This window comes from Megalodesulfovibrio gigas DSM 1382 = ATCC 19364, from assembly GCF_000468495.1.
GTDB classification, from domain to species: domain Bacteria; phylum Desulfobacterota; class Desulfovibrionia; order Desulfovibrionales; family Desulfovibrionaceae; genus Megalodesulfovibrio; species Megalodesulfovibrio gigas.
Genome location: NC_022444.1, coordinates 952,872 through 975,979, shown reverse-complemented (window position 1 = coordinate 975,979; position 23,108 = coordinate 952,872). Strand labels below are relative to the sequence as shown.

At 63.8% G+C, this 23,108-nt stretch carries 22 protein-coding genes; 8 read left to right on the top strand and 14 right to left on the bottom strand.

Annotation, left to right across the window (positions count from 1 at the left end):
• Positions 1 to 111: 111 nt before the first annotated feature.
• A complete protein-coding gene (locus tag DGI_RS04290) occupies positions 112 to 2,649 on the bottom strand; it encodes a penicillin-binding protein 1A (protein WP_021759486.1) in 2,538 nt (845 codons plus the stop codon).
• Between the two features lie 80 nt (positions 2,650 to 2,729).
• Positions 2,730 to 3,344, bottom strand: a complete 615-nt coding sequence (locus DGI_RS04285) for a YkgJ family cysteine cluster protein (protein ID WP_327022474.1) — start codon at positions 3,342 to 3,344, stop codon at positions 2,730 to 2,732.
• Positions 3,345 to 3,570: 226 nt separating this feature from the next.
• On the opposite strand from DGI_RS04285, the gene DGI_RS04280 reads away from it, so the two are divergent.
• The 4 genes from DGI_RS04280 to DGI_RS04265 all read left to right on the top strand — a co-directional run bounded on the left by DGI_RS04280 (position 3,571) and on the right by DGI_RS04265 (position 7,762).
• Positions 3,571 to 6,027, top strand: a complete 2,457-nt coding sequence (locus DGI_RS04280) for a carbamoyltransferase HypF (protein ID WP_021759484.1) — start codon at positions 3,571 to 3,573, stop codon at positions 6,025 to 6,027.
• 363 nt (positions 6,028 to 6,390) lie between these two features.
• Complete coding sequence (locus DGI_RS04275; protein ID WP_021759483.1) at positions 6,391 to 6,987, top strand: hypothetical protein; 597 nt, start codon at positions 6,391 to 6,393, stop codon at positions 6,985 to 6,987.
• Between the two features lie 77 nt (positions 6,988 to 7,064).
• Positions 7,065 to 7,316, top strand: coding sequence for a hypothetical protein (locus DGI_RS04270; RefSeq protein WP_021759482.1), 252 nt, complete (start codon positions 7,065 to 7,067; stop codon positions 7,314 to 7,316).
• 29 nt (positions 7,317 to 7,345) lie between these two features.
• Complete coding sequence (locus DGI_RS04265; RefSeq protein WP_021759481.1) at positions 7,346 to 7,762, top strand: hypothetical protein; 417 nt, start codon at positions 7,346 to 7,348, stop codon at positions 7,760 to 7,762.
• 195 nt (positions 7,763 to 7,957) lie between these two features.
• Here the strand turns inward: DGI_RS04265 and DGI_RS04260 are convergent, their stop codons facing one another.
• Entirely contained in the window at positions 7,958 to 9,754 is a 1,797-nt protein-coding gene (locus tag DGI_RS04260) for a LysM peptidoglycan-binding domain-containing protein (protein ID WP_034606747.1), read from the bottom strand.
• Positions 9,755 to 10,038: 284 nt separating this feature from the next.
• Here DGI_RS04260 and DGI_RS04255 point away from each other — a divergent pair, with 284 nt between their 5' ends.
• On the top strand, positions 10,039 to 10,848 hold the full coding sequence (locus tag DGI_RS04255) for a TrmH family RNA methyltransferase (protein WP_021759479.1): 810 nt from the start codon (positions 10,039 to 10,041) through the stop codon (positions 10,846 to 10,848).
• A 4-nt stretch (positions 10,849 to 10,852) separates the two neighbouring features.
• Here DGI_RS04255 and fliQ read toward each other — a convergent pair whose 3' ends face one another.
• The 11 genes from fliQ to sfsA all read right to left on the bottom strand — a co-directional run bounded on the left by fliQ (position 10,853) and on the right by sfsA (position 18,880).
• Positions 10,853 to 11,122, bottom strand: coding sequence for a flagellar biosynthesis protein FliQ (gene fliQ / locus DGI_RS04250; protein WP_021759478.1), 270 nt, complete (start codon positions 11,120 to 11,122; stop codon positions 10,853 to 10,855).
• 26 nt (positions 11,123 to 11,148) lie between these two features.
• On the bottom strand, positions 11,149 to 11,886 hold the full coding sequence (gene fliP / locus DGI_RS04245) for a flagellar type III secretion system pore protein FliP (protein ID WP_051286196.1): 738 nt from the start codon (positions 11,884 to 11,886) through the stop codon (positions 11,149 to 11,151).
• Between the two features lie 40 nt (positions 11,887 to 11,926).
• Positions 11,927 to 12,739: a flagellar biosynthetic protein FliO gene (gene fliO / locus DGI_RS19185; RefSeq protein WP_051286172.1), complete on the bottom strand. Its 813-nt coding sequence runs from the start codon at positions 12,737 to 12,739 to the stop codon at positions 11,927 to 11,929.
• A 94-nt stretch (positions 12,740 to 12,833) separates the two neighbouring features.
• Positions 12,834 to 13,379, bottom strand: a complete 546-nt coding sequence (gene fliN / locus DGI_RS04235) for a flagellar motor switch protein FliN (protein ID WP_021759475.1) — start codon at positions 13,377 to 13,379, stop codon at positions 12,834 to 12,836.
• A 105-nt stretch (positions 13,380 to 13,484) separates the two neighbouring features.
• Complete coding sequence (locus tag DGI_RS04230) at positions 13,485 to 13,976, bottom strand: flagellar basal body-associated FliL family protein (RefSeq protein WP_021759474.1); 492 nt, start codon at positions 13,974 to 13,976, stop codon at positions 13,485 to 13,487.
• A gap of 18 nt (positions 13,977 to 13,994) precedes the next feature.
• On the bottom strand, positions 13,995 to 14,735 hold the full coding sequence (locus DGI_RS18680; RefSeq protein WP_021759473.1) for an OmpA/MotB family protein: 741 nt from the start codon (positions 14,733 to 14,735) through the stop codon (positions 13,995 to 13,997).
• Between the two features lie 2 nt (positions 14,736 to 14,737).
• A complete protein-coding gene (locus DGI_RS04220) occupies positions 14,738 to 15,577 on the bottom strand; it encodes an OmpA/MotB family protein (protein ID WP_021759472.1) in 840 nt (279 codons plus the stop codon).
• An 18-nt stretch (positions 15,578 to 15,595) separates the two neighbouring features.
• A complete protein-coding gene (locus tag DGI_RS04215; protein WP_021759471.1) occupies positions 15,596 to 16,357 on the bottom strand; it encodes a motility protein A in 762 nt (253 codons plus the stop codon).
• Positions 16,358 to 16,374: 17 nt separating this feature from the next.
• On the bottom strand, positions 16,375 to 17,097 hold the full coding sequence (locus DGI_RS04210) for a YggS family pyridoxal phosphate-dependent enzyme (RefSeq protein WP_021759470.1): 723 nt from the start codon (positions 17,095 to 17,097) through the stop codon (positions 16,375 to 16,377).
• Positions 17,098 to 17,176: 79 nt separating this feature from the next.
• Positions 17,177 to 18,103: a GTPase Era gene (gene era, locus DGI_RS04205; protein ID WP_021759469.1), complete on the bottom strand. Its 927-nt coding sequence runs from the start codon at positions 18,101 to 18,103 to the stop codon at positions 17,177 to 17,179.
• A 3-nt stretch (positions 18,104 to 18,106) separates the two neighbouring features.
• Positions 18,107 to 18,880 (bottom strand): DNA/RNA nuclease SfsA, encoded by a 774-nt coding sequence (sfsA, locus tag DGI_RS04200; protein ID WP_021759468.1) that lies wholly within the window; start codon positions 18,878 to 18,880, stop codon positions 18,107 to 18,109.
• Between the two features lie 78 nt (positions 18,881 to 18,958).
• On the opposite strand from sfsA, the gene DGI_RS04195 reads away from it, so the two are divergent.
• Genes DGI_RS04195 through DGI_RS04185 form a run of 3 tightly spaced genes read left to right on the top strand, consistent with a single transcriptional unit; the run spans position 18,959 to position 23,107 of the window.
• The gene (locus DGI_RS04195; RefSeq protein ID WP_021759467.1) at positions 18,959 to 20,134 is read left to right on the top strand and encodes a pyridoxal phosphate-dependent aminotransferase; all 1,176 of its coding nucleotides are present in this window, start codon (positions 18,959 to 18,961) and stop codon (positions 20,132 to 20,134) included.
• A 6-nt stretch (positions 20,135 to 20,140) separates the two neighbouring features.
• Positions 20,141 to 21,703, top strand: a complete 1,563-nt coding sequence (locus DGI_RS04190) for a sensor histidine kinase (RefSeq protein ID WP_081696664.1) — start codon at positions 20,141 to 20,143, stop codon at positions 21,701 to 21,703.
• Positions 21,704 to 21,730: 27 nt separating this feature from the next.
• Positions 21,731 to 23,107, top strand: coding sequence for a sigma-54-dependent transcriptional regulator (locus DGI_RS04185; RefSeq protein WP_021759465.1), 1,377 nt, complete (start codon positions 21,731 to 21,733; stop codon positions 23,105 to 23,107).
• Position 23,108 lies beyond the last annotated feature (1 nt).

The following is a 23,108-nucleotide window of genomic DNA, read 5'->3' as shown; positions in this document are numbered from 1 at the left end:
GGGGAACCCCTTTCTGTAGAAAGGNTTTTGGAAGGGGAGAGCGCGAGAGGGGAGAACCTTTTGCAAAAAGGTTTCCCCTCTCGCAACGACTTATTTCAAAATGAGAATGCGCTAAAACAACTGCTTGAACAGCTCCTCGCCGGTGGATTTGGGCCGGCCCGTCTCGCCCGGGGTGCCCGGTGTACCCGGCGCGCTGGCGTTTTCCTGATCCGGGGAGAAGTATGCCTCCTCCGTCAGCATGTCTGTGGCCTGCGGCTCGGTGCCGGCCATGAAGGGCAGGATCAGGCTGTCCGGGGCGGTGTTGGGCACGGGCAGGCCCGTGGTTTCGGACACACTGGCCAGGAGTACCCCCTGGGGCATGGGAAAGTCCGTGACCGGGTACTGCTTTTCCACCACCTGCCGGTAGGAGACGAAGATGGGCAATGCGGCGCGGCCGCCGGTCTCCAGTTTGCCCATGGGCGTCACCTGATCCATCCCCACCCAGACCCCGGTGAGCAGCGACGGCGAGAAACCCACGAACCAGGCATCCTGCTCGTCGTTGGCCGTGCCGGTCTTGCCGGCGATGGGCCGGCCCAGCGTGGTGGCCTTGCGGCCGGTGCCGTACTGGACCACGTCCTTGAGCATGGAGGCCATGAGGTAGGCATTTTCCGGAGAGATTGCAGGGGTCACAACGGGTTGCGGCAGCAGGATGTTCTGGCCCCAGGCATCGCGCACCACCAGCACCAGCCGGGGGGCGATGGTGGCGCCGTCTGGCCGGGCAAAGGCGGTGTACGCCTGGCAGAGGTTGATGGGCCGCACGGCCACCGCACCCAGGGAGACGGCGAGGTTTTTCGGGAAGTCCGCCTCCAGGCCCAGGGCCTTGGCGCGTTTGATGACCGTATCGATGCCGATGCGTTCGGCCACGCGGATGGTCACCAGATTGCGGGACTTGACCAGGGCCGTGCGCAGCAGGGTGGGGCCGAAGAACTTGCCCTCAAAATTGCCCGGCCGCCAGACCTGGTTGCCGAAGCGGTATTCTGCCGGCGAATCCATGATGATCGAGGCCGGGGTGAAGCCGTTGTCCAGGGCTGCGGAATAGACCACCGGCTTGAAGGACGAGCCCGGCTGCCGCTGGGCCTGGGTGGCGCGGTTGAACTGGCTGTCCTCGAAGGAATAGCCGCCCGCCAGGGCCCGGACCTCGCCGTTGCCCGGCTCCAGGGACACCAGCGCCCCCTGCACGTTGGGCTTTTGCTCCAGGGCCAGGGTCAGGCCTTGGGAGGGATCCACCGGAGTGGCGGCAGGCGCGGTGCCGGCGCTGCCGGGCCGGGACAGGGCCGGGCCGTCCAGGTGCATTTCCACCGGCCGGGCCGGCAGACGGGGATCGATGACGGACGCCCAGACCACGTCGCCCACGGCCAGGATGCGCGCCGCATCCTTGGGCGGCGCCACCGCCTCGAAGTTGACGGCCGGATTGGGCTTGCGGCACCAGCTCATGGTCTTGAGGGCGATGCGACCCTGATACGGCCCCACGCGCACCGTGGCCCCCTCGGCATTCACCTTGGTCACCAGGGCCTGCACCCAGGCCCCATCCGTCAGGGATTCGGGCTTGATGCGTTGGCCGGCCAGAAAGGCCTCGAACTCTGCAGGCGGGATCTGCTTGATCGGTCCCTGCCAGCCCTGGCGACGGGAGGCGGCCTCCAGACCGCGCGTGAGGGCGGCTTCGGCAGCGCGCTGGTGGGTCATGTCCATGCCCACCACCACCTGCAGGCCCAGCTCGTACACGGCGTCTTCGCCGTATTTGGGCAGCGCCACACCCTGGGTGGCCAGATTCTTCTGGGACAGGGATTCCACCAGCCAGCGGCGGACTTCCTCCAGATAGTACGGCCCCACCTTCCAGGACGGGTCCTCCATGCGGCGGTAGTTGAGGGGTTGTGCCATGGCCTCGTCGTATTCGGCCTGGGTCACCCAGCCCAGCTCCAGCAGCCGGCCCAGCACGTATTCCTGGCGGACGCGGGTCTTTTCCGGGTTGCGGTGCGGGTCATACTCCGAGGGGGCCTTGGGCAGGCCGGCGATGACCGCGGATTCCGCCAGGGTCAGCTCGCCCACATGCTTGCCGAAGTAGGCCCGGGCTGCGGCCTCCACCCCGTAGGCGCCTGCGCCCAGGTAGATGTGGTTCATGTAGATGGTCAGCAGGTCGTCCTTGCTGAGGTATTTTTCCATCCGATACGCGATGATGGCTTCCTTGATCTTGCGCTCGAAGCTCTTTTCCGGCGAGAGCACCAGCTGCTTGATGACCTGCTGAGTGATGGTGGAGCCGCCCTGGCGGATCTCCCCGGCCATGAGGTTGCGGACCATGGCCCGCAGGATGGCCGAAAGATCCACGCCAGGGTGCTGGTAGAAGCTCTGATCCTCGGCAGCCAGAAAGGCCCGCGGCAAATGCACCGGGCAATCCGTCAGCTGCACCAGGAAGCGCTTTTCGCGGTAGAAATAGCCCATCACGTCGCCCTGACGGGTGTACACCGTGGTGGTGAGGGGCGGATTGTAGTCCGTGAGCCGGGTGAACGAGGGCAGATCGTGCGAGGCCCACAAATACACGCCCACAATGCCGGTGAAGGCGAACAATACCGCCAGCACGGTCATGGTGAGCAGAAACGAAACAACGCGGTTCATGGCAGGGAATTTCCTTCTGGGACGGCCTGAAAAAAGCGGCAACGCGGCGGGCCGAGGCCGGCGTCCTCGGGGGGGGGTGGTTACTTGCGGCTGCGGGCGAAGGATGGCGGCGGGAGCGGCAGCCCCGGCCGAGGCGGCAGCCCCCAGGCCAGCCGCAGCCGGCCATGCAGGGTGCGCACATCGCGTTCGCGCATGCCCAGCACGTCCAATACGTCCTCCGCCACGCCGCCCTCCCGCAGGGCCAGGCAGCCGGGTGCGTGGAGCAGGGTCAGCCGCTCGCCCTGTATCCAGAACGGGAACAGCCGGCAGTGGTACGGCCGTGTTTCCCGCGGCAGGGCGCAGCCCTGCGGCCCCAGAAACACGCAGCTTCCCCGGGCCGTAGTGGCCAGCCGCAGGTGGAACTGGTGCGCCGGGAACAACGTCGCCACCGCGCGGCCCTCGCCGGGGAACAGCCGACGCATGGCATCCTGGAAGGGCGGCGAGTTCGGCTCCTGCACAAAGGCCCCTTTGGTGCCGCCCACCACGTCCAGGATGCGATCCCATTCCATGGCGGAGACGGGAAAGCACACCCCGCCACCGCCGGATTCCAGCCGGCAGCAGGAGGTCCCCTGCCCGGCGCAGCGGGCGCAGACCGTGGTGGAGAGGTCGCCTCCCGGGGCGGGGCGGGACTGGATGGGTTCGGACTGAATGGACAAGGCTGGTCCTGAAACAAGTATGGGGGATGCCGGCCGCGGAGGTGCGGTCGGGTCTCCCTTGTGCATATGGCCATGGTGTGTTGGCCCATGATATGTGCTTGGCTTCGGCCTGTCCAGAACAGGCGGCCGCCGGACAGGAAAAGGTTGTGTAAATGCCGTTCCCACGGCCCATGAATCTTTGTACAGACTGCCCATGCCACACTCCACACCGCCACAGCACGTTCATTTGGACCCGACCAACCCGGCCCGCCCGGCTCATCTGGCCCGCCCGGCTCATCTGGCCCGCCCGGCTCATCTGGCCCGCCGCCGCCTGGTGGTGGGTGGCCAGGTGCAGGGGGTGGGCTTCCGGCCCTACCTGTACCGTCTGGCCCGCCAGTACGACCTGACCGGCTTCACCTGCAACACGCCTGACGGCGTGGTGGTGGAGGTGCAGGGCGCTGCCGCTGCCGTGCAGGCCTTCTGCCGCGAGCTGGTGCCCCAGGCCCCGCCCCTGGCGCGCATCACCGTGTGCGGCGGGGAGGATGTGGAGATTGAGGCCGACGCCACCGCCTTCGAGATCCGCAAAAGCACCGCCGGCGAGGGGCACGCCGTGCTGGTGAGCCCGGATGTGGCCATCTGCGACGACTGCCTGCGTGAACTCTTCGACCCCGCAGACCGTCGCCACGGCCACCCGTTCATCAATTGCACCAACTGCGGGCCACGCTACACCATCACCCGGTCCATCCCCTATGACCGGCCGTACACGTCCATGGCCTGCTTCCCCTTGTGTCCGGCCTGCGCCCGGGAATATCACGACCCCGCAGACCGCCGTTTTCACGCCCAGCCCGTGGCCTGCCCGGCCTGCGGTCCCACGGTGTGGGTGCAGGCGGACGTCCACGGCCCGCGGCTGCATGAAGGCGACGCTGCCCTGCAGGCTGCCGCCACGGCCCTGCGTCTGGGGCAGGTGGTGGCCATGAAGGGCCTGGGCGGGTTTCACCTGGCCTGCGATGCCCGCACCGAGGCCGCCGTTGCCAGATTGCGCACGCGCAAGCATCGGCCGCACAAGCCGTTGGCGGTGATGGCGGCCAGCCTGGAGGCTGCCCGGGAGATCGTCCACGTGTCCGCGGCGGAGGCGGCGCTGCTCACCTCTCTGGAGCGGCCCATCGTCCTGTGCCGCGTGCGGCGGGAGGCGGTGCTGGCGCAGTCCCTGGCTCCCGGACTGGACACCCTGGGCGTGATGCTGCCCTGTGCGCCCATGCAATACGTGCTCTTCGCCCATCTGGAACAGCCGGAGGCCCCGCCGCCGGTGCTGGTGATGACCTCGGGCAATCCCGGCGGTGAGCCCATCTGCCTGGGCAACCGCGAAGCCCTGGACCGTCTGGCCGGCATGGCGGATCTGTTCCTGCTCCATGACCGCGACATCCTCGTCCGGGTGGATGATTCCGTGCTCCGCGCCCCGGCCGAGGACGCCTTCCCCGTGCCCGAGGTGCTGCCCGAGGTCTCCTGTCATCCGGATGTCCCGCCGCCCCCGGCGCCCCCGCGACGGCTGCTGTTTTTGCGCCGGGCGAGGGGGTTCACGCCGTCGCCCGTCCAGCTGGCCGGGGCCGGCCCTGCGGTGCTGGGCACGGGGCCAGAGCTCAAGGCCACCCTGTGCTTGACCAAGGGGGACCAGGCCTTTGTCTCCCAGCACCTGGGGGACCTGGAGAACCTGGAAACCTTCGCCTTTTTCGAGGAAATGGCCGCCCACTTCCAGACGCTGCTGCGCGTTGCGCCGCAGGCCATCGTCCATGATCTGCATCCGGATTTCCTGACCACCCGCTGGGCCAGGGAAACGGGGGCGCGGCTGGACGTGCCCGTGTTCGGCCTGCAGCATCATGCCGCCCACGCCTTTGCCGTGCTGGCCGAGCACGCCGTGGCCGGGCCGGCGCTGGTCCTGGCCCTGGACGGCACGGGGTTGGGAGCAGACAGGACCGTCTGGGGCGGGGAGGCCATTCTTGCAGACGCGGGTTCCGGAGCCTGGGAGCGTCTGGCTCATCTGCGTCAGACGCCCCTGCCCGGCGGCGAGGCCGCGGCCCGGGAGCCCTGGCGGATGGCCATGAGTTACGGCTGGAGTCTGGGCATGGACGCTGCGGCCCTGGCACGCGACCTGCCAGCGGATCTGCAGGCCGCGGCGGCCTTTCTGCCCCAGGCGCTGCGGGCGGGAATCAACGCGCCGCCGACATCAAGTTGTGGTCGGTTGTTCGATGCCGTGGCCGCCCTGCTGGGGCTGTGCCATCGCGCCACCTATGAAGGCCAGGCCGCGGTGTTGCTGGAGCAGTGCCAGGACCACGCCGCCGCGGGAATCTATCCCTGCCCCGTGCGCAGGCAGGACGATCCCTGGCAGCTGGACACCATGGCGCTGGTGGCCGCCGTGCTGGAGGACGTACGCCGCAAGGTGCCGGCCGGGATCATCGCCCGGCGCTTCCATCGCGGGCTGGTGGCCGGGCTGGCCGAACTCGCCGCCGGACTGGCGGCCCGGCACGGGCTGACCCGCGTGGGCCTTTCCGGCGGCTGCATGCTGAACCTGACCCTGCATCGTGAACTGCCCGCAGCCCTGGCCGCCCGGGGGATCACGCCGCTGCTGCACCGCCAGCTGCCGCCGGGAGATGCCTGCATCGCCCTGGGGCAGGCCGCCTGGGGCCGCACGCAGGTGCAGGCCAGATAATTTCTGGAAAGAGTCAGCAGGAGGATGTCCTTCTCCTGTGCAATCGGAACAAAAGCGATACGTCAGGCCGGGGATCTGCCCCGGCCCTGACCGCCATGCGCTTGCCGGCGCACCGTCCCACGGCCTGCACCGCCGCCCCCTCGGGCCATGGTCCATGCGCGGCCCATGCCCCTGGTGCATGCCTCCAATAGGTTTCCCCTGCCTCCATAGGATGACATCAAAAGCGCGCCATTCAAATATAGTTGAATGACGCGCTGTTGGATATTTATATGGTCAATCTGTTTCATTATAATAGCATGGGATTGATATTGTAATGGTCGATTGCTATTTTGCGCTATACATACATTTACCAGGAGGTGGGCGATGGCTGTCGAACAGGTTGCCTCTAATGGCAAAATGACTCAGGCGGCGGTTGTGATCAGCGCATTTTCCGCGGCGCATGCGGTGATTGCTTTTGCGTTGGCAAACACGGCAATCGGAGACACCGTTGTTCTTACTGGTCTAACGTATGCGATGATACATACGCTTGGCAATATGTATGGTATGAGCGGCATACAGCCGGCCAAAATAGGCGCCAAAATTTTTGGGTTGCTGGCGGGGGTCTATCTCGCAGGCAAGCTGACGTTTTTCCTTCCCGGGATTGGCAACTGGGCGAATGCGGCGGCAACCGTGTTCTGCACGCAGGTGATTGGCTGGACATGCGTCGGGTTCTTTGCACTTGGGCAGGACCCGTCTGACGCCAGCAAGGAGGAACTGAAAGAGAAAATGCAAACAGCGCGAGCCAACGCCCACCAGTATCAGGCCGAGGCCAAGGAAGTTGCCAAGAAGATGACAAAACAGGAACGGGAGAAGATTGCCGAACTTGCCCACGCCTTGCGGGAGCCTTCGCTGTCCGATCAGCAACGGGATGCAATCACGCAGCAGATAGAAGAAATATATGCCGCCGCAAAGCGGCGCTAGGGGTGTGTTCTCACAACACGCCTTCAAGTCGAACAGCAACGAAGCAACGACTGTCTGGCGCATGCCGGGAGGTGTCCATGCCGTACTCGCCTGAAATGATAGCAAAGATTTTAGCGGAGGCTCCTCTTTCCGTGAAACTGCGGGAGGAGCTCGCGCACGTGGCAGGAGAGCATGGCCACAAAGTCCTTCACCTGCTCGAACGGGAACACGGCGCTGAAATAACGCAGCATATCACGACAGCGCTTGATGTTGATGGCGACGGGCAAGTGCTTGATATCTTTTCAGATACGCTGGCAGTTATTTCCGAGTGGCTGTCGGACACGTTCTAACGTTCGCAACTCACTTCGGGGGCCAAGTCATGATGCTGGCAAACAGGATTTTGTTGTGGGGGCTGGAAGCCCTGCTGTTGTTCCTGCCGCTGATCGCAATATACCTCGTGATCCACTTCACGGATCAGCGGATCACCATAAAGCGGTTGATCGGCTATGGCGATCTGTTGCTGATGATCGCGGTGTACTCCACGTCCACCTTGTTGCACGTCCTTGGCAATCCAGCCATTGGCGATGGAGAGAGAACATTTTCCATGCTGGTGCTCATACTGCTGATGGGGTTGGGCATGATGTCGTACGGCGTATTGACTGCCGCGCGCATCTCCAGCAACGAAGTGTATCTGTACCTTGGAAACAAGACGGTGACTCGCCTGCTGTTCTTCTGCCTGGCGATGTCCCTCGGTATCAATTTTTATTGCACCGTATGCGTGTCGGCGCAGCCTTAAAGCATGTTACTTTTGAAAGGAATTCTCGGGGGAAAACCTTNAGGGGAGAACCTTTTGCAAAAAGGTTTCCTCTCTCGCAATGTCCTGTTTCAAAATTAAAATGATCTAGCGCATTCTCTCTTGAAAAATGTTCGCGCCCTGGAACCCCTTGTACAGAAAGGGGTTCCAGGGCACGGTTGGGTATCAGGCTGAAAGTCAGTTGGACGCCACGTACACGGCGAGCTTGTCCCCGGGCTTGATGGCCGAGTCCTTGTTCATGTTGTTCCAGGAGAGGATGTCGAAGGGGGAGACCTGGAACTTGCGGGCAATGGACCAGATGGTGTCGCCCTGGGCCACCTTGTAGATGGTCTTCTTGCCGGTGGCCTTGTCGGCGGTGGCGGCGGGCTTGTCGCTCTGCTTTGCCGGTGCGGCAGCAGACTGCTGCGACCTGGGCGCGGCCGGGGCCTGCTGGGCCTGCTGGACGGGCGCGGCGGCAGCCGGCAAATTCAGCGTCATGCCGATGCGCAGGGAGCCGGCCTCGGAGAGGGCGTTGGCCTTGAGCAGGGCATCCACACTGACATTGTACTTTTTCGCCAGGGAAAACAGCGTGTCGCCGGCCTGCACCACATAGGCAGGGCTGGCTTTCGGGGTCTCCGCGGGCTTGGTCTGACGTGCCTTGGCGGCGGCTTCGGCAATCTGTTTGGCCGAGGGCGCCGGCTGGGTGCTGGCGATGTCCCTGGCCGAGGGCAGGGCGATGACCTCGCCGGGGCTCAGGTCCTTGGAGCGCTGCTTGTTGATTTTCATCAGCAGGTCCACAGGCACCTTGTATTTGGCGGCGATTTTGGGGAAGGTGTCTCCACGCTCCACCACGTGCCAGGACGTCTTGTCGCGGGAAGAGCCAAAGCCGGCCTTGGGGTCCACGCCCGAGAGCTCGGCCAGAGCCGCAGTCTTGGCCTTGGCGGTGGCCAGCACCGGGCGGGCCAGGAAGGCCTGCACCTGTTCGGCGTGTCCCTGCGGCAGATAGACGTGGCTTTCGCCGCTGGGAGGGCTCACGGAAATGCGAAAATGGGGGTTGTGGCTGCGGAAGGTGTCCCAGTCCATACCCAGGTGCTGGGCCATGGCCTTGAGGTCCACGTTCGGCGGGATGTCGTGGCGCTGGGGCTCGGCGTGCACCAGCTCGTTCACTGGCTGATACCCCAAGGCCTCAAGGTTGTTGGCGATCTTGACCATGGCGATGAAGCGCGGCACGTACTGCAGGGTTTCCGGCTTGAGCTGGGTTTCCGGGGGCAGGGTGTCGTTGCGCATGGCCAGCTGGAAGAAGTTCTTGGCCCCGGTGCCGGCGCAGGCCCGGCCGATCTTGCCTTCCCCGGCGTTGTAGGCAGCCAGGGCCAGGGACCAGTCTCCGAACTGATTGTGCAGTTTTTTCAGGTAGGCGGCGGCGCCGTAGGTGGCTTTCCAGGGGTTGCGGCGTTCGTCGAGATAGGTGGTGCAGGCCAGGCCGTAGCGTTTGCCGGTTTCGGGCATGAATTGCCAGACGCCCATGGCGCCGGCCGGGGAGCAGGCGATGGGATTGTAGCCGCTTTCTATGTATGGCAGATAGGCAAGATCCTCGGGCATCCCCTGGGAGCGGAACACCCGCTTGGCGTAGCCGATGTAGCGTTCGGACCGCTGCAGCCAGATGCGGAGGTTGCTGTTGTGTTTGTAGTGCAGGTGGACGAACTGGCGTTTGATAGACTGGCGGGCAAAGTCGTTGAGCTCCCAGCGCACGGTGAGGGGCGTGTTCAGGGCGGTTTTTTCCTGTTCGGAAAGCTCCACGCCATCCACGTTGATGGGGCCGGCCTCAAGGATGACGGCATCCAGATTGTCCAGATACTCCATGCTCAACGGGCTCATGGCGGGTGCCGCGGGTGGCTGTTGCGTCGTGGCGCATGCGCCCAGCAGGGCCATGCAGGCGCAACAGCACGCCAGGCGCGCGGTGCGCAGCAGGCTGGCGGAAGGATGAAGGCGCGTCATGAGCTTTTCCTTGCAATGGCGCGATGAATGATGCATGTGGCTCGCTCCCTGCGGCGACCTGTCGGTGCTGGCATAGCACATCTGCATGCCATGGCTCGTGTGGTATGCGATGCAGTAAGACTGCCAGCCCGCGGCGGTCGAATGGAGTTCGAAATGCGGGTCCAGTGTCAAGACACTATTGTGGTAGCAATACGAAAAAGTAATGTAAAGAAGTTTATTCTTTAATAATTATCTAGAAAAAATGCAAGCCCTCCATCCACTTCAGCGTAAGGCGGCGACAACGCATGAATGAACGCACTCTCTCCGACTCCACCGATGCTTCCGAAAAACTGCAGCCCGCACACCAGAAGTTGGAGCAGCAGGATTGGCTTGTGGGAAAAAAGGCGGTGCTGGAGCAGTTGATGGCCGAAGCGTCGCGTGTGGAGCAGGTGCTGTTGCTGAAGGGACGGCCCAGCAAACAGTTCCGTGAAATCATGGATGCCTGCCATGACGCCGGCGTGCGCACCCAGTGGCGCGATGCCCGCTGGTTTGAGTCGCTGGGGCCGGCCGGCAAGCAGGGTGTGGCGGCGCGGGTGGCGGCTGCGGCCTATCTGGACGGGGAATCCCTGCTGGCGCAGGCCCAGGACGCTCCCTTGCCGGTGGTGCTGATGCTTGATCAGGTGCAGGACACGCAGAACGTGGGCACCATGGTTCGTTCGGCCTGGGCGCTGGGAGCCGGGGGCATCATCATGCCCAAGCACAATGCCGCGCACCTGGGCGCCGGCGCTGCCAGGGCTGCGGCCGGGGCCCTGCACAAGCTGCCCATCGCCCGGGCCACCAATCTGGCCAGGACCCTGGAATGGGCCGAGCAGGCCGGCTGGCAGTGCCTGGCCCTGCGTCGGGATGCCGAGGCCGTGTCCCTGTGGGATATGCCCCTGCGGTTTCCGGTGTGTTTTGTGCTTGGCGGAGAAGACAAAGGCGTGCGGCCCGGCGTGGCCAAGGCGTGCGAAGCCTCGGTCTGGATCCCCTTGCCCCGGGAGTCGGATTCCCTGAATGTGGCCCAGGCTGCGGGCATGGCCCTGGCCGTGGCGGCCATGCGGCAGGCAGGGCGATGAGCCTTCAGCGGATGTAATTGGGAATGTTGACGAACACTTCCGTGGTGTAGGTGGTGATCTTTTCCAGCAGCCACGGGAAGGTCACGATGAAGGCCACGAAGATGGAGACGATCTTGGGGATGAAGCTCAGGGTCTGCTCCTGAATCTGCGTGGCGGCCTGCAGCACCGAGACCACCACACCCACCACCAGACTTACCAGCAGGATGGGCAGGGCCAGCTCCAGCGTCAATTCAATGGCGCCCTTGGCAAAACCGATGACGAAATCGGGGGACATGGCGATTCTCCTTTGCCCACGCCGCGTCAGACGGCCGTGAAGCTGTTCACCAGGGACGCCGTGAGCAGCCCCCAGCCATCAATCATCACAAACAACAGCAATTTGAATGGCATGGACACCATGACCGGCGGCAGCATCATCATCCCCATGGCCAGCAGGATGGATGAGACCACCATATCCAGGATCAGGAACGGGATATAGATGAGGAAGCCGATGATAAAGCCGGTTTTGATTTCACTGATGATGAACGCCGCAGCCAGGAGCATGGTGGGCACGGTCTCCTTGTTCTGCGGCCGGTCAATCTTGGCGATGGAGTAGAAGATGGCCAGATCCTGCTCGCGGGTGTGCTTGAACAGGAATTCGCGCAGGGGCTGTTCGGCCCGCGTCAGGGCTTCGCGGAAGCCGATGCGTTCGTCCAGGTAGGGTTGCAGGGCGTTGTCGTTTATGACCTTGCCCGTGGGCATCATGATGATCACCGTCATGAAGATGGCCAGACTGCTGAGCACCTGGGTGGGTGGCAGCTGCTGCGTGCCCAGGGCCTGCCGGACGAAGGAGAAGACGATGATGATGCGGGTGAAGCTCGTCATCGTCATGACGATGGCTGGCGCCAGGGAGAGCACGGTGAGCAGAAAAAGGATCTCCAGGGTGGTGGTGACCTTTTCTGGTTCGGTTTGCCCGCCGGACAGGGTGAGGTTGAGCTCGGGAAAGGCAAAGTTGGTGGAAGGCTGCGCGTGCGCCGCGGCAGCGCCAAGGAGCAGGGCCATGGCCGCCACCATGGCGGCCAGGCGCAGGGCGGATGCAAGACTAGGAATGATCCTTGAGACGTTCGGCAAAACTTTTGAGCACGTCGGGTTCCTGGCCGGGCCGTTCAGGCTGGTCGGACCGTTCAGGCTGGTCGGGCATGTCTGGTTCATCTGATGGCGCATGATCCTCTTCCTGAATATGCAGACACGTGATGTGGGTGTCGGTCACTCCAAGCACAAGTTGCTTATTCAAAAAGCGGACCACCGCCACGGACTTGCGCGGTCCCAGGGAGAGGGTGCTCTCCAGCTGCAATTGCCGGTCCCTGGAGCCGCCAAAACCGGCGCGCGGGGCCAGGCGCTTGAGCAGGTACAGCCCGGCGAACACCAGCGCCAGGATGAGGAACAATCCTCCCAAGGCCTTGAAATAGCTTTGCCAGCTGATGGTCGGCATGGGCAGGCTACCGGGCTGTGCGGCCGGGGGGTCGCCCTGGAGCTGGGCCGACGCGTTGGGCACGGCAGCAGGGGAGGGCGCCGCTGCCGGGGGGGCGGAATTTTGACTGGCCGCCACAGGAGGCACGGCCTCTGGCACTGCGCCTGCGCTGTCGGCAGCATCAAGGGAGGTGCTGTTGCCGGTGCTGGCGTCGGCGGATGCGAGGCCGGCATCGGGCGCAAGGGGGGGGGTGGCATTTTCGGCAGGCCCCGCCGTGGTCAGCCAGAGGGGTTGCTGTTGCGCCAGCAGGGGGGCCACGTCGCCATCGGCGAGGAGCCGCCCCGGCCAGGCCGTCAGGGCCAGCAGACAGACCAGGACAACGACGCAGGCGGCGCGCAGGGCAGAGCGCCGCGGCATGAGGGGGCGGGCCGAGGTGGTGCGCATGGTCCGGTCCTTCCGGGGCGCTGTCGCAGCGCAGAGGGCCGCCGGCGGCGGCCAGTTGGCCAGGAGTGCCACGATTGCCACGATTGGCCGGACGTCAGCCAAGCTGTTTGACCCGTTCAATGGGGCTGATGATGTCCGTGAGGCGGACGCCGAATTTTTCGTTGATGACCACCGCCTCGCCCCGGGCCACCAGCTTGCCGTTGACGTAGATTTCCAGCGGCTCGCCGGCCAGCTTGTTCAATTCCACCACCGAGCCCTGGCCCAGCTGCAGCAGCTCGTTGATGAGCAGCCGGGTGCGGCCCAGCTCTGCGGAAACATCCAGGGGGATATCCAGGATGAAATCCAGCTCGCGGCGGGTGTTGTCCACGCGGGGGCTTTTGGCCTCGTCCGTCAAATCCTTGAAGTCGGCCTTTTTGGCCTGTCGGGAGAGCTTGTCCTGGTCCCGGGACTTTTTCACGCGATCGCCTTCGTCCTCGGCCAGGGCCCGCGCCCATTCCTCGGCCAGTGCATTGTCGCTGGACATGGCTCCCTTGCCGCCGAGCATGTCCATGGGGTCGTCGTCCAGGCCCGGGTTGTCCTGATCCGCAAGGGCTGCGGCCCATTCTTCGGCCAGCTTGTCCTGATCGATGTCGTTGCTCATGAGGTGCTCCACATCCGCCTCGCGCAGGAGACGCGATACGGGTGCTCGTATGGGTGTGTTGCCGCACGCTGTGGCCCGCGGCAACGAATCAATGGGTGTTCCAGCTTACTGGATCACCATGTCCGTAAAGTACACGTTGCGCACACGCGCGCCGCCCAGGATGAGGTTGAGCCGTTCCACCACCTCATTCTTGAGCACCAGCTTGCTTTCCGGGGTGGCCAGATCCGCATAGCTCTTGCTGGAGAGCAGCAGGATGATGGCATCGCGGACTTTGGGCGTCTGCTTGCCCAGCTCTTCGGCGGCGGCCTTGTTCACCAGTTCCACGTCCAGGGTCATTTTGAGGTAGCGCCGTCCCAGGGGGTCCGCCAGGTTCACCAGGAAGGTGGGCAGGGTGACCATTTGGATGTCTCCCGGCTTGCCCTGGGCCTGTGCGTTGGGGTTCTCGGACGCAGCCTCCGTGGCGTTGCCCGAGGCGGCAAAGAAGGTGGTGTAGGCAAAATACCCACCGCCGCCAAGCAGCAGCAGGAGCAGCAGGATGATGATCCACTTGAGCATGCTGCCTTTTTTCTTGGGCTGATCGGCATCGATTTCAGGCACGTGCGTCTCTCCTTATTGCTAGTAGCCGCGGAAAAACGGCGTGGTTTTGACGAGTATTTCCACCCGGCTTTTGGAAAGCATGGCGCCCGGATCCGCTGCAGTGGGGCGGAGAGCCTCGGGGGGCTGGTCCTGCCCGTAACAGGAAAGCGAGAACCGCGGCACAAACATGTTGTACTCCAGCAAATAGCTCAGCACGGCTTCGGCGCGGGCCTTGGACAAGGCGTACTGATCGTCGGCGTCTTTGTCGAGTGGTCCGGTATGGCCGGCCACGTTTACCGGGGCATCCATGGCCAGGAGAATTTCGGCAATGCGCTCCAGGATGGCCCTGGCCGGGGGGGTGATCCGGGCGTCGGCCGGCCGGAAAATCAGCTTGTCCGAAAGCACCAGGGCCACGCCCTCGGGGCGTTGCAACACGGCAATGTTCTCCAGCAGCGTGCTTCTGTCAATCTCCGGGGGGATGATGTCGTCAGGGAACAATAGTTCCTTGAACCGGTTTGGTTTTTCCACAATGGACCATGGGTCCTCCAGCAAGGTGATCACCAACTCGACGTTCCGCGGCACCTTGCCGGCGCCCCGGGTTGTGACATGGCCTATCGTGTTGAAATAGAGGTTGATCCGGGTGACGATCGAATTGTCCATGGAGCACATGGTCAAGAGCAGCACGAAAAAGGTCAGCAGCAGGGTGGTGAGGTCGGCAAAGGTCACCAGCCAGGAGCCTTCACCACCGCCGGATTTTTTTTTGCGTTTGCGCGGGGGCATGGCTAGTTTCCCTCGTCTTGCTGCGCTTCGCGCTGCACCGGCGAGCGGATTTCAAAGCGGAAATCCTTGTATTCGAACACGCCGCGCAATTCGTCTGCCCGGGGGCTGGCGAGCACACGTTCCCAGTTGGCGTTACGTTTGTCCAGCACGATGTCCACGCGGCGGTTTTTGCGTCGGCCTTCGGCGGTCTGGTTGGTGTGGATGGGATGGTATTGGCCGTATGCCTCCACACGCAGCTTGGCCGGGTCCATGCCGCGGGAGAGCAGGTAGAGGTACAGGCTCATCACCCGATCCAGGGACAAATCCCAGGAGAAGTCCAGGCCCTCGGCATCGAATTTCACCATATAATCGGCGACTTCTTCCCGCGCCACGGAGGCGTGCCCAGCCAGAAGCAAAGGCTGTTCAATGCGCAGGAGCACGGGCAGGATGCGGTCGATAATTTCCTTGCCCCGCTGGGACATGGTGGTGCCGCCGGGCTCGAAGAGCACGTCCGCAGTCAGGGAAAGCACCTCGATGAACTTGTTGGAGCGGAAGTCCAGATCGTTTTCCAAATCTTCCCACAGCATGTCCTTGAGGCGCTCAAGGGCCGGGACGTCTTCCATGGGGCCGGGTTCCACGGTGGACTTGTTGTGTTTTGTGGAGCGCGCATCAATGCCGGCATCCCCCATGCCGAAGGTCCCAAGCACAGATCCCAGGGTCACGAGTTTGCGCTGTTCGTCCAGGGTGGCCATGCTCACCAGCAGCACGAAAAAGGTCAGCAGCAGGGTCATGAGATCGGTGAAGGTGATCATCCAGGCCGGGACACCCGGCGCCGGCTTCTCCTTTTTCTCCCGCTTGGCCATGGCTTCCGTGTTCCTTGGCTAGCTGGGTTGCGGCCGCTGCTTGGGCGCAATGTAGCTGGTGAGTTTTTCTTCGATGATACGCGGATTCTCACCCTTGGAGATGGCCAGAATGCCTTCCATCACCATGGCCCGGATGAGTACTTCCTGCTTGGAACGCAGCTTGAGCTTGCCGGCCATGGGCAGAAATATCAGGTTGGAGAGGACGGCGCCATAAAACGTGGTGATGAGCGCCACGGCCATGGACGGGCCGATGGTGGACGGATCGCTCATGTTCTGCAACATCATGATCAACCCGATAACCGTGCCGATCATGCCCATGGCGGGCGCAAACGTACCGAAGGCACTCAGGATCTCAGCCCCGTTCTCATGGCGATCCTCCAGGTAGGAGATTTCTGTCTCCAGAATTTCCTGAATGGCCTGGGGCTCCAGGCCGTCCACGGTCAGTTGCAGGCCCTTGCGCAAAAACACGTCGTCAATCTCCTTGATGATGGGTTCCAGGGAGAGGATGCCTTCGCGCCGGGCGCGGTTGGCGTACTCCATGAACCGGGAGATGACCTCCGTGGGCGATTCGGATTTTGCGAAAAAGGCGTTTTTGGCCACGCCGATGACGCTGAGGATCTCTTTGAGCGGGTAATTGACCAGGATGGTGCCGAGGGTGCCCCCGCCTACGATGAGCACGGAGGGGATGTCGATAAAGGTTAACAGGGAGCCGGACGTGACAATGGCCCCGACCACCAGCCCGAAGGAAAGCACAATGCCAATGACGGTGGCCAGATCCATGGCCTGTTCTCCTTAGTCTACGCCGCGTGTGTGCAGGGGCGTTCCCCGAAAATTGCCGTGCCAATGCGCACCAGGGTGGCCCCCTCGGCCACTGCCTGCATGAAATCGTGGCTCATGCCCATGGAAAGATGCGGCAGGTGCCGGCCCAGCGTCTGCTGCAGCCGGTCCCGCAAGGTGGCCAGTTGGGCGAAAAACGGCCGCACCGCCTCGGGATCCTCCAGCCATGGCGGCAGGCACATCAGGCCATCCAGCCGGATGCCGCCATGGGAGGGGGCCTCCAGCTGCACCACCTGCCGGGCCAGGGCTTCCAGATTCTCCGGGGGGACGCCGTGTTTTTGCGCCTCGCATCCCACGTTTACCTGCAGCAGAATGGGTTGCACCGTGCATTGTTCCTGCGCGTGTTTATGCAATAAGGTTGCCACCTTCAGCGAATCCACGGCATGGATGAGCGCGGCCCTGCCGGCCAGCTCCCTGGCCTTGCGGCTCTGGATGTGGCCGATGAAGTGCCACTGGACGGGCAAGTGCGCCAGGGCGGCCTGCTTTTCCAGGCATTCCTGCACGTAACTTTCGCCAAACACCGTGCACCCTGCCGCGGCCGCGGCGGCCACGGCGGCGGCAGGGTGGAATTTGGACACCGCCACCAAGGCAACCCCGGCCGGATCTCTTCCGGCAGCATGGCAGGCGGCGTCAAGTTCCTGGCGAATACGCGCAACATTGTCAGCAATATAGTCGTATGACATGACTGTCCCAGGTGCGGCAGCGAACAGTCGGATCGGCGAGCGCTTCTGGCCACAGTCCGACAGCATGCGCCGTGCAGCGCTACAGTTGATACCCGAGCTCCCGCAGCATGGCCGGGTTTTCGGTCCAGTCTTCCTTCACCTTCACAAACAGTTCCAGATGCACCTTGGCTTCCAGCAACTCCTGGATCTCTTCGCGCGCCAGCACGCCAATCTGTTTGAGCGTCTGCCCCTGCTTGCCGATGACCATGCCCTTGTGCGCCTCGCGGGTCAGGTAGATCACGGCGCTGATGCGGGTGAAGCCGGTTTCGGGATCCTCTTCCCATTGTTCAATATCCACGGCCACGCCGTAGGGCACCTCCTGGCGCAGCTGCAGGAAGAGCTTTTCCCGGACAATCTCCGCCGCCAGAAACCGCACCTGGGCCGTGGAAATCTGATCGTCCGGGAACAGGGGCTCGGATTCCGGCAACGCCGCCGCGATGCGCGCCACCAGGCGGTCCAGATTGTCCTTGCGCAGGGCAGACACCGGGATGATTTCGGCCTCCGGGAACAGCTCCGCGGCCTCCTGCAGCAGCGGCAGCAGCAGGCCCTTGTCCTTCACCTGGTCCACCTTGTTCAGCACCACCAACAGCGGCAGCCCCGAGGCGAGGAGCGGTCCCTTGATGTTGGCCACCTGCGCGGCCACGCTGCCGGCCTTCTGGGCCTTGGCGGCGTCCAGGCAGGCCACGGCCACGTCGGCTTCGTGCAGGCTCTGCCAGGCGGCCTGCAGCAGGGCTTTGTTCAGCCGGCCTCTGCGCTGGTGGATGCCCGGCGTATCAAAAAAAACAATCTGCAACCCAGGCACGGTGTGGATGCCGGTGATCTGCGTGCGCGTGGTCTGGGGTTTGGGGGTGACGATGGCCAGCTTTTCGCCGATGATGGCATTAAGCAGGGTGGACTTGCCCACATTGGGCGGCCCGATGAGGGCGGCCATGCCGGCGCGATGGGGGGTTGCTGCTGCGTGTTCCATCCCCTATTTCTGCCCCGAAGCCGGCCGTTGCGCAAGGGGGAGACGGCCTGCCAGGCCCATGCCGGCCGGAGAAACCGACACCCGCAGGGGCCAGACCTCCACCCCGGCCTCCAGGGCGCGCCAGAAGGTTGCGGCAAAAGCAGGGTCAATATAGTCCGCCGGACCAAAACAGCGCCCGTCCGGCCGCTGGATGCAGCAGCACACGGCGGCGCGTTCGCCCCGGGCCACACGCTCCATGAGCACCTCCAGATGCCCCCGGCCGCGCACGGTCACGGCGTCGGGAAAGGCGGCCACCTCGTCTTCCACCAGGGTCACATTTTTGGCCTCCACCCACAAGGGCGGCGCCTGCGGCCCCATGAGCAGGGCGTCGATGCGGCTTTCACCGCAGGGAGCCTCGGGCCGCAGCAGGGTATAGCCGTGCAGCCCGACCAGGGCCTGCAGCACGCCGGCGTGAAAGGCCTTGGCGAGCAGGCGGTTGGGGGTCAGGGTGTTCACGCCCACCCAGTCCTCCCGGCCGGGAGTCAGCTCGATCATTTCCAGGGTCCACGGCAGCTTGCGCTTGGGCGAAGGCGCAGGGGAGATCACCGCCCGCCGCCCCTCGCGGACCAGTCCGACCATGCTGCCGGAGTTGTTGGTGTGCACCCAGAAGGCGTCGTCGCCATCCTGCACGAGCACCAGGAACCGCTTTTCCCGACGCAGCAGGGAGACAATGCGCGAGCCGGACGGCAGGGGAAGGAGCGGAATCGCGTGAACCGGGCGAACCGTGCGGTTGGACATTTACGATGCCTTGCTTTTTGATTATTGTTGTCCGGGCCATTGGATTTTCACCCCACCTTCCACACAAGGATCGATCCCATGCGTCTCGCAGAGCGTCTTCAGGTCGTCAAGCCGTCCGCCACGTTGGCAGTCAGCGCCAAGGCCATGGAGCTCAAGGCCCAGGGCAAGAAGATCATCAGCCTCTCCGTGGGCGAGCCGGACTTCAACACCCCGGCCCATGTGCGCGAGGCCGCCAAGGCCGCCATCGACCAGAACTTCACCCGCTACACCCAGGTGGCCGGCATCCCCGAACTGCGCGCCGCCGTGGGCGCCTACTACAAGAAATTTTATGATGTGGATGTGGCCGGCAAGCAGGTGGTGGTCACCAACGGCGGCAAGCAGGCGTTGTACAACTATTTTCAGTGTGTGCTCAATCCGGGCGACGAAGTGCTCATCCCTGCGCCGTACTGGGTGAGCTATCCGGACATGGTGGCCCTGGCCGGCGGCGTGCCGGTGATTGTGGACACCCTGGCCGAGCACGGTTACAAGATCAACCCTGCGGACATCATGCGCGCCGCCACGGCCAAAACGCGCTGCCTGGTGCTCAATTCGCCCTCCAACCCCACCGGCGCCACCTACACCCAGGCGGAATTGGACTTGCTGGTGGAAACGTGCCTCGACAAGGGCATTCTGGTCATTTCCGATGAAATTTACGACCAGCTTGTCTATGCGCCCAACACGCCGGCCTCCTGCGCCAAGTGGTTTGCCAGCCATCCGGAACACATCGCCATCACCAACGGTCTGGCCAAGAGCTTTGCCATGACCGGCTGGCGCATGGGCTGGCTGGTGGCCCACACCCCGCTCATCGATGCCATGGACATGGTGCAGAGCCAGTCCACTTCCAACGTCTGCTCCATCGTGCAGAAGGCCGCCCTGGCCGCCCTCACCGGCCCCTGGGACGAGGTGGAAGCCATGCGCGCCGCCTTTGAACAGCGCCGCAACATGGTCATGGACATCATCGGCGGCTGGAAGGGCGTGGTCTGCCCCAGCCCGGCCGGCGCATTCTATGCCTTCCCGGACGTGTCCCGCTATTACGATCACCGCTCGCCGGATTCCGTCTCCCTGTGCAACCGGTTGATGGAAGAAGCCGGCGTGGCCCTGGTGCCGGGCGAGGCCTTTGGCGCACCGCGCTGCGTGCGGCTTTCCTTTGCCCTGGACGAAGCCACCCTGCGCACGGCCCTGGCGGCCATGGCCCAGGGGCTGGGCGTGGCGTAACACCGCATGTCCGACCGCGATCTCTCCTCCGAGCGTGCACACGGCGCGGCTTCCGGCTCCGGGAGCCGCGCCACTGCTTCGGCGTCCGGCGCATCTGGCGCATCCGCCACATCCGGCGTATCCGGTGTATCCGGGCAGCCGGCGGGCCATTCGGATTTGCCGTCCAGCTCCTACAGCACGGCCAAGTATCTTTCCTGGGGGTCCCTGGCGCTGACCTTTCTGGCCGGGCTGGCGTTGTCCATCGTCATCGCCAACCAGGCCCGGCAGACCCTGCTGGCCAAGCAGCAGGAATTCGGCCTGCTGCTGGCCCAGAATCTCAACCATCAGATTTACCGTCGCTTTATCCTGCCCACCCTGGTGGGCTTTGGCCGCGTGGAACTGCGCGACGCCACCCAGTACGAGCGGCTGGAAAGCGTCATCAATTCCACCATCCACGGGCTGAACATGCTGGAGCTGCGCATCTATGATCTGGATGGCGTCATCTCCTACAGCACCGAGGCCGAGCATGTGGGCCGCCAGGATCTCATGACCCAGGACGTGCGCCGCGTGGCCGATCGCGGGGAGCCCATCTTCGCCGTGGGCAAGCGCGAGGACGTGCCCATCTGGTCCGAATGGATCATGCCGCCGAAGCCGGGGCAGGTGGTGATGAAAATGACCTACCCCCTGCGCGTGGCCACGGACCTGGGCGACGACGTGCACAACGGCACCCTGGTGGGCGTGCTGGAAATCTACCAGGACATTGCCGGCGTCTACAAGACGGTCATCCGGTTTCAGTGGATCATCATCCTCAATTCCTTGGGTATTTCCCTGCTGCTGTTCCTGGTCCTGCTCATGCTCATTCGCCGGGTGGACAAGATCAGCGCCCAGCGCCTGCAGGAAACGCAGCGCCTGGAGCGCCAGTTGCACCAGAACGAGAAGCTGGCCAGCATGGGCCGCATGGTGGCTTCCATTGCTCACGAGATTCGCAATCCCCTGGGCATCATCCGCAGTTCCGCGGAACTGCTCCTCAAGAAGCAGGGGGACGAGAACAGCCTGCACGGCCGCATCCTCAAGGCCATTTTTGACGAATCCCGCCGCCTGTCGCAGATTGTCAGCGATTTTCTGGATTACGCCCGGCCCAAGGCCCCCCGCCAGGAGCCCGTGGAGCTGGCCACCGTGCTTGACCAGGTGCTTGTTTTTCTGGAACATGAATGCCGCAAGTGCGAGGTGCAGGTGGAACGCCAGGTGGAGCGGGGCCTGATGCTTTCCGGCGACAAGGATTTGCTGTACCGTGCGTTCTACAATATCGTGTCCAACGGCCTGCAGGCCATGGCCGGGCCGGGAACCCTCTTTGTGCAGGCCTCCCGGCGCGGCGAGACCCTGGAAACCGTGATCCGCGACACCGGCCCCGGCATTGATGCCGCCATCGCGGACAAGCTGCTGGACCCGTTCTTCACCACCAAGGACCATGGCACCGGGCTGGGCCTGGCCATCACCAACGGCATCATTCAAAGCCACGGCGGCGAGCTGCGGCTGGAGAACGCGCCCGAAGGCGGCGCTCGCGCCGTGGTGCTTTTGCCGGCCGCGTAATCCGCGCCGCGCCATCAGGGACGTTGCATGTCTACGAATATTCTCTGCCTGGACGACGAGCCGAACTACCTGCTCATCCTGGAAGCCATGCTTTCGGACGCCGGCTATTCCGTCACGGCCCTCTCGGACCCGGAAACCGCCCTGGCCTACCTGGATGAAAGCGATGTGGACGTGATCATCACGGACATGAAAATGCCCCGGATGACCGGCCAGGACGTGCTGGAACACGTCAAAAAAAACCATCCGCACATCCCGGTGATGATCATGACCGCCTTCGGCTCCATCGAAGGCGCGGTGGAGGCCATGAAGATCGGGGCCTTCGACTACATCACCAAGCCCTTTTCCAACGAGGAGCTGCTGCTTTCCGCCTCCAAAGCCATGAAGATGAGCGCCACGCAGCGCCAGTTCCGCATCCTGCAGGAATCCATGGAGGAGCGCTACGGCCTGCACCAGATTATCGGCCGCTCCAAACCCATGCGCGATGTGCTGGCCATGGTGGACCGCGCCGCGCCCTCGCGCTCCACGGTGCTCATTACCGGCGAGTCGGGCACGGGCAAGGAACTGGTGGCCAAGGCCATCCATTTCGCATCCCCCAGGCAAAAAAATCCTTTTATTTCTGTCAACTGCATGGCGCTGAACCCCGGCGTGCTGGAAAGCGAGCTCTTTGGCCACGAGAAGGGCTCCTTCACCGGGGCCGTGGCCCGCAAGCGCGGCCGCTTTGAGCTGGCCGATTCGGGCACGTTGTTTCTGGACGAGATCGGCGAGCTGTCGCCGGAAACGCAGGTCAAGCTGTTGCGGGTGCTCCAGGAGCGGATCTTCGAACGCGTGGGCGGCGCCGAGTCCATCGAGGTGGACATCCGCATCGTGACCGCCACCAATCGCGATCTGCTGGAATGCGTCAAGGAAGGCACCTTTCGGGAAGACTTGTACTACCGGCTCAACGTGGTGCACATCCAGCTGCCGCCCCTGCGGGAACGGCGGGAGGACATCCCCCTGCTGGTGGCGCACTTCATCAACAAGTATGCAGAACTGAACAAGATGCCCGTCAAGGCCATTGCGCCGGAGGCCATGGATTACCTCTGCGCCTACGAGTGGCCCGGCAACATCCGCCAGTTGGAGAACGTGGTGGAGCGCTGCATGGTGCTGGCGCCGGGGGAGGCCATCGGCGTGGAGGATCTGCCCCCCGAAATCAAGGACGAGGAAAGCCAGTTCAAGAGCGCCGTGGATCTGCTGCCCGCCCGACTGGATCTGGCCGATACCCTGGAGAAAATCGAGGCCGCCCTGGTCCGCCGGGCGCTCATCCGCAACGACTTTGTGCAGACCAAGGCCTCCGAGGCCCTGGGCATCTCCAAGAGCCTGATGCAGTACAAGTTGAAGAAATACAAGATATCCACGGGGATGTAGC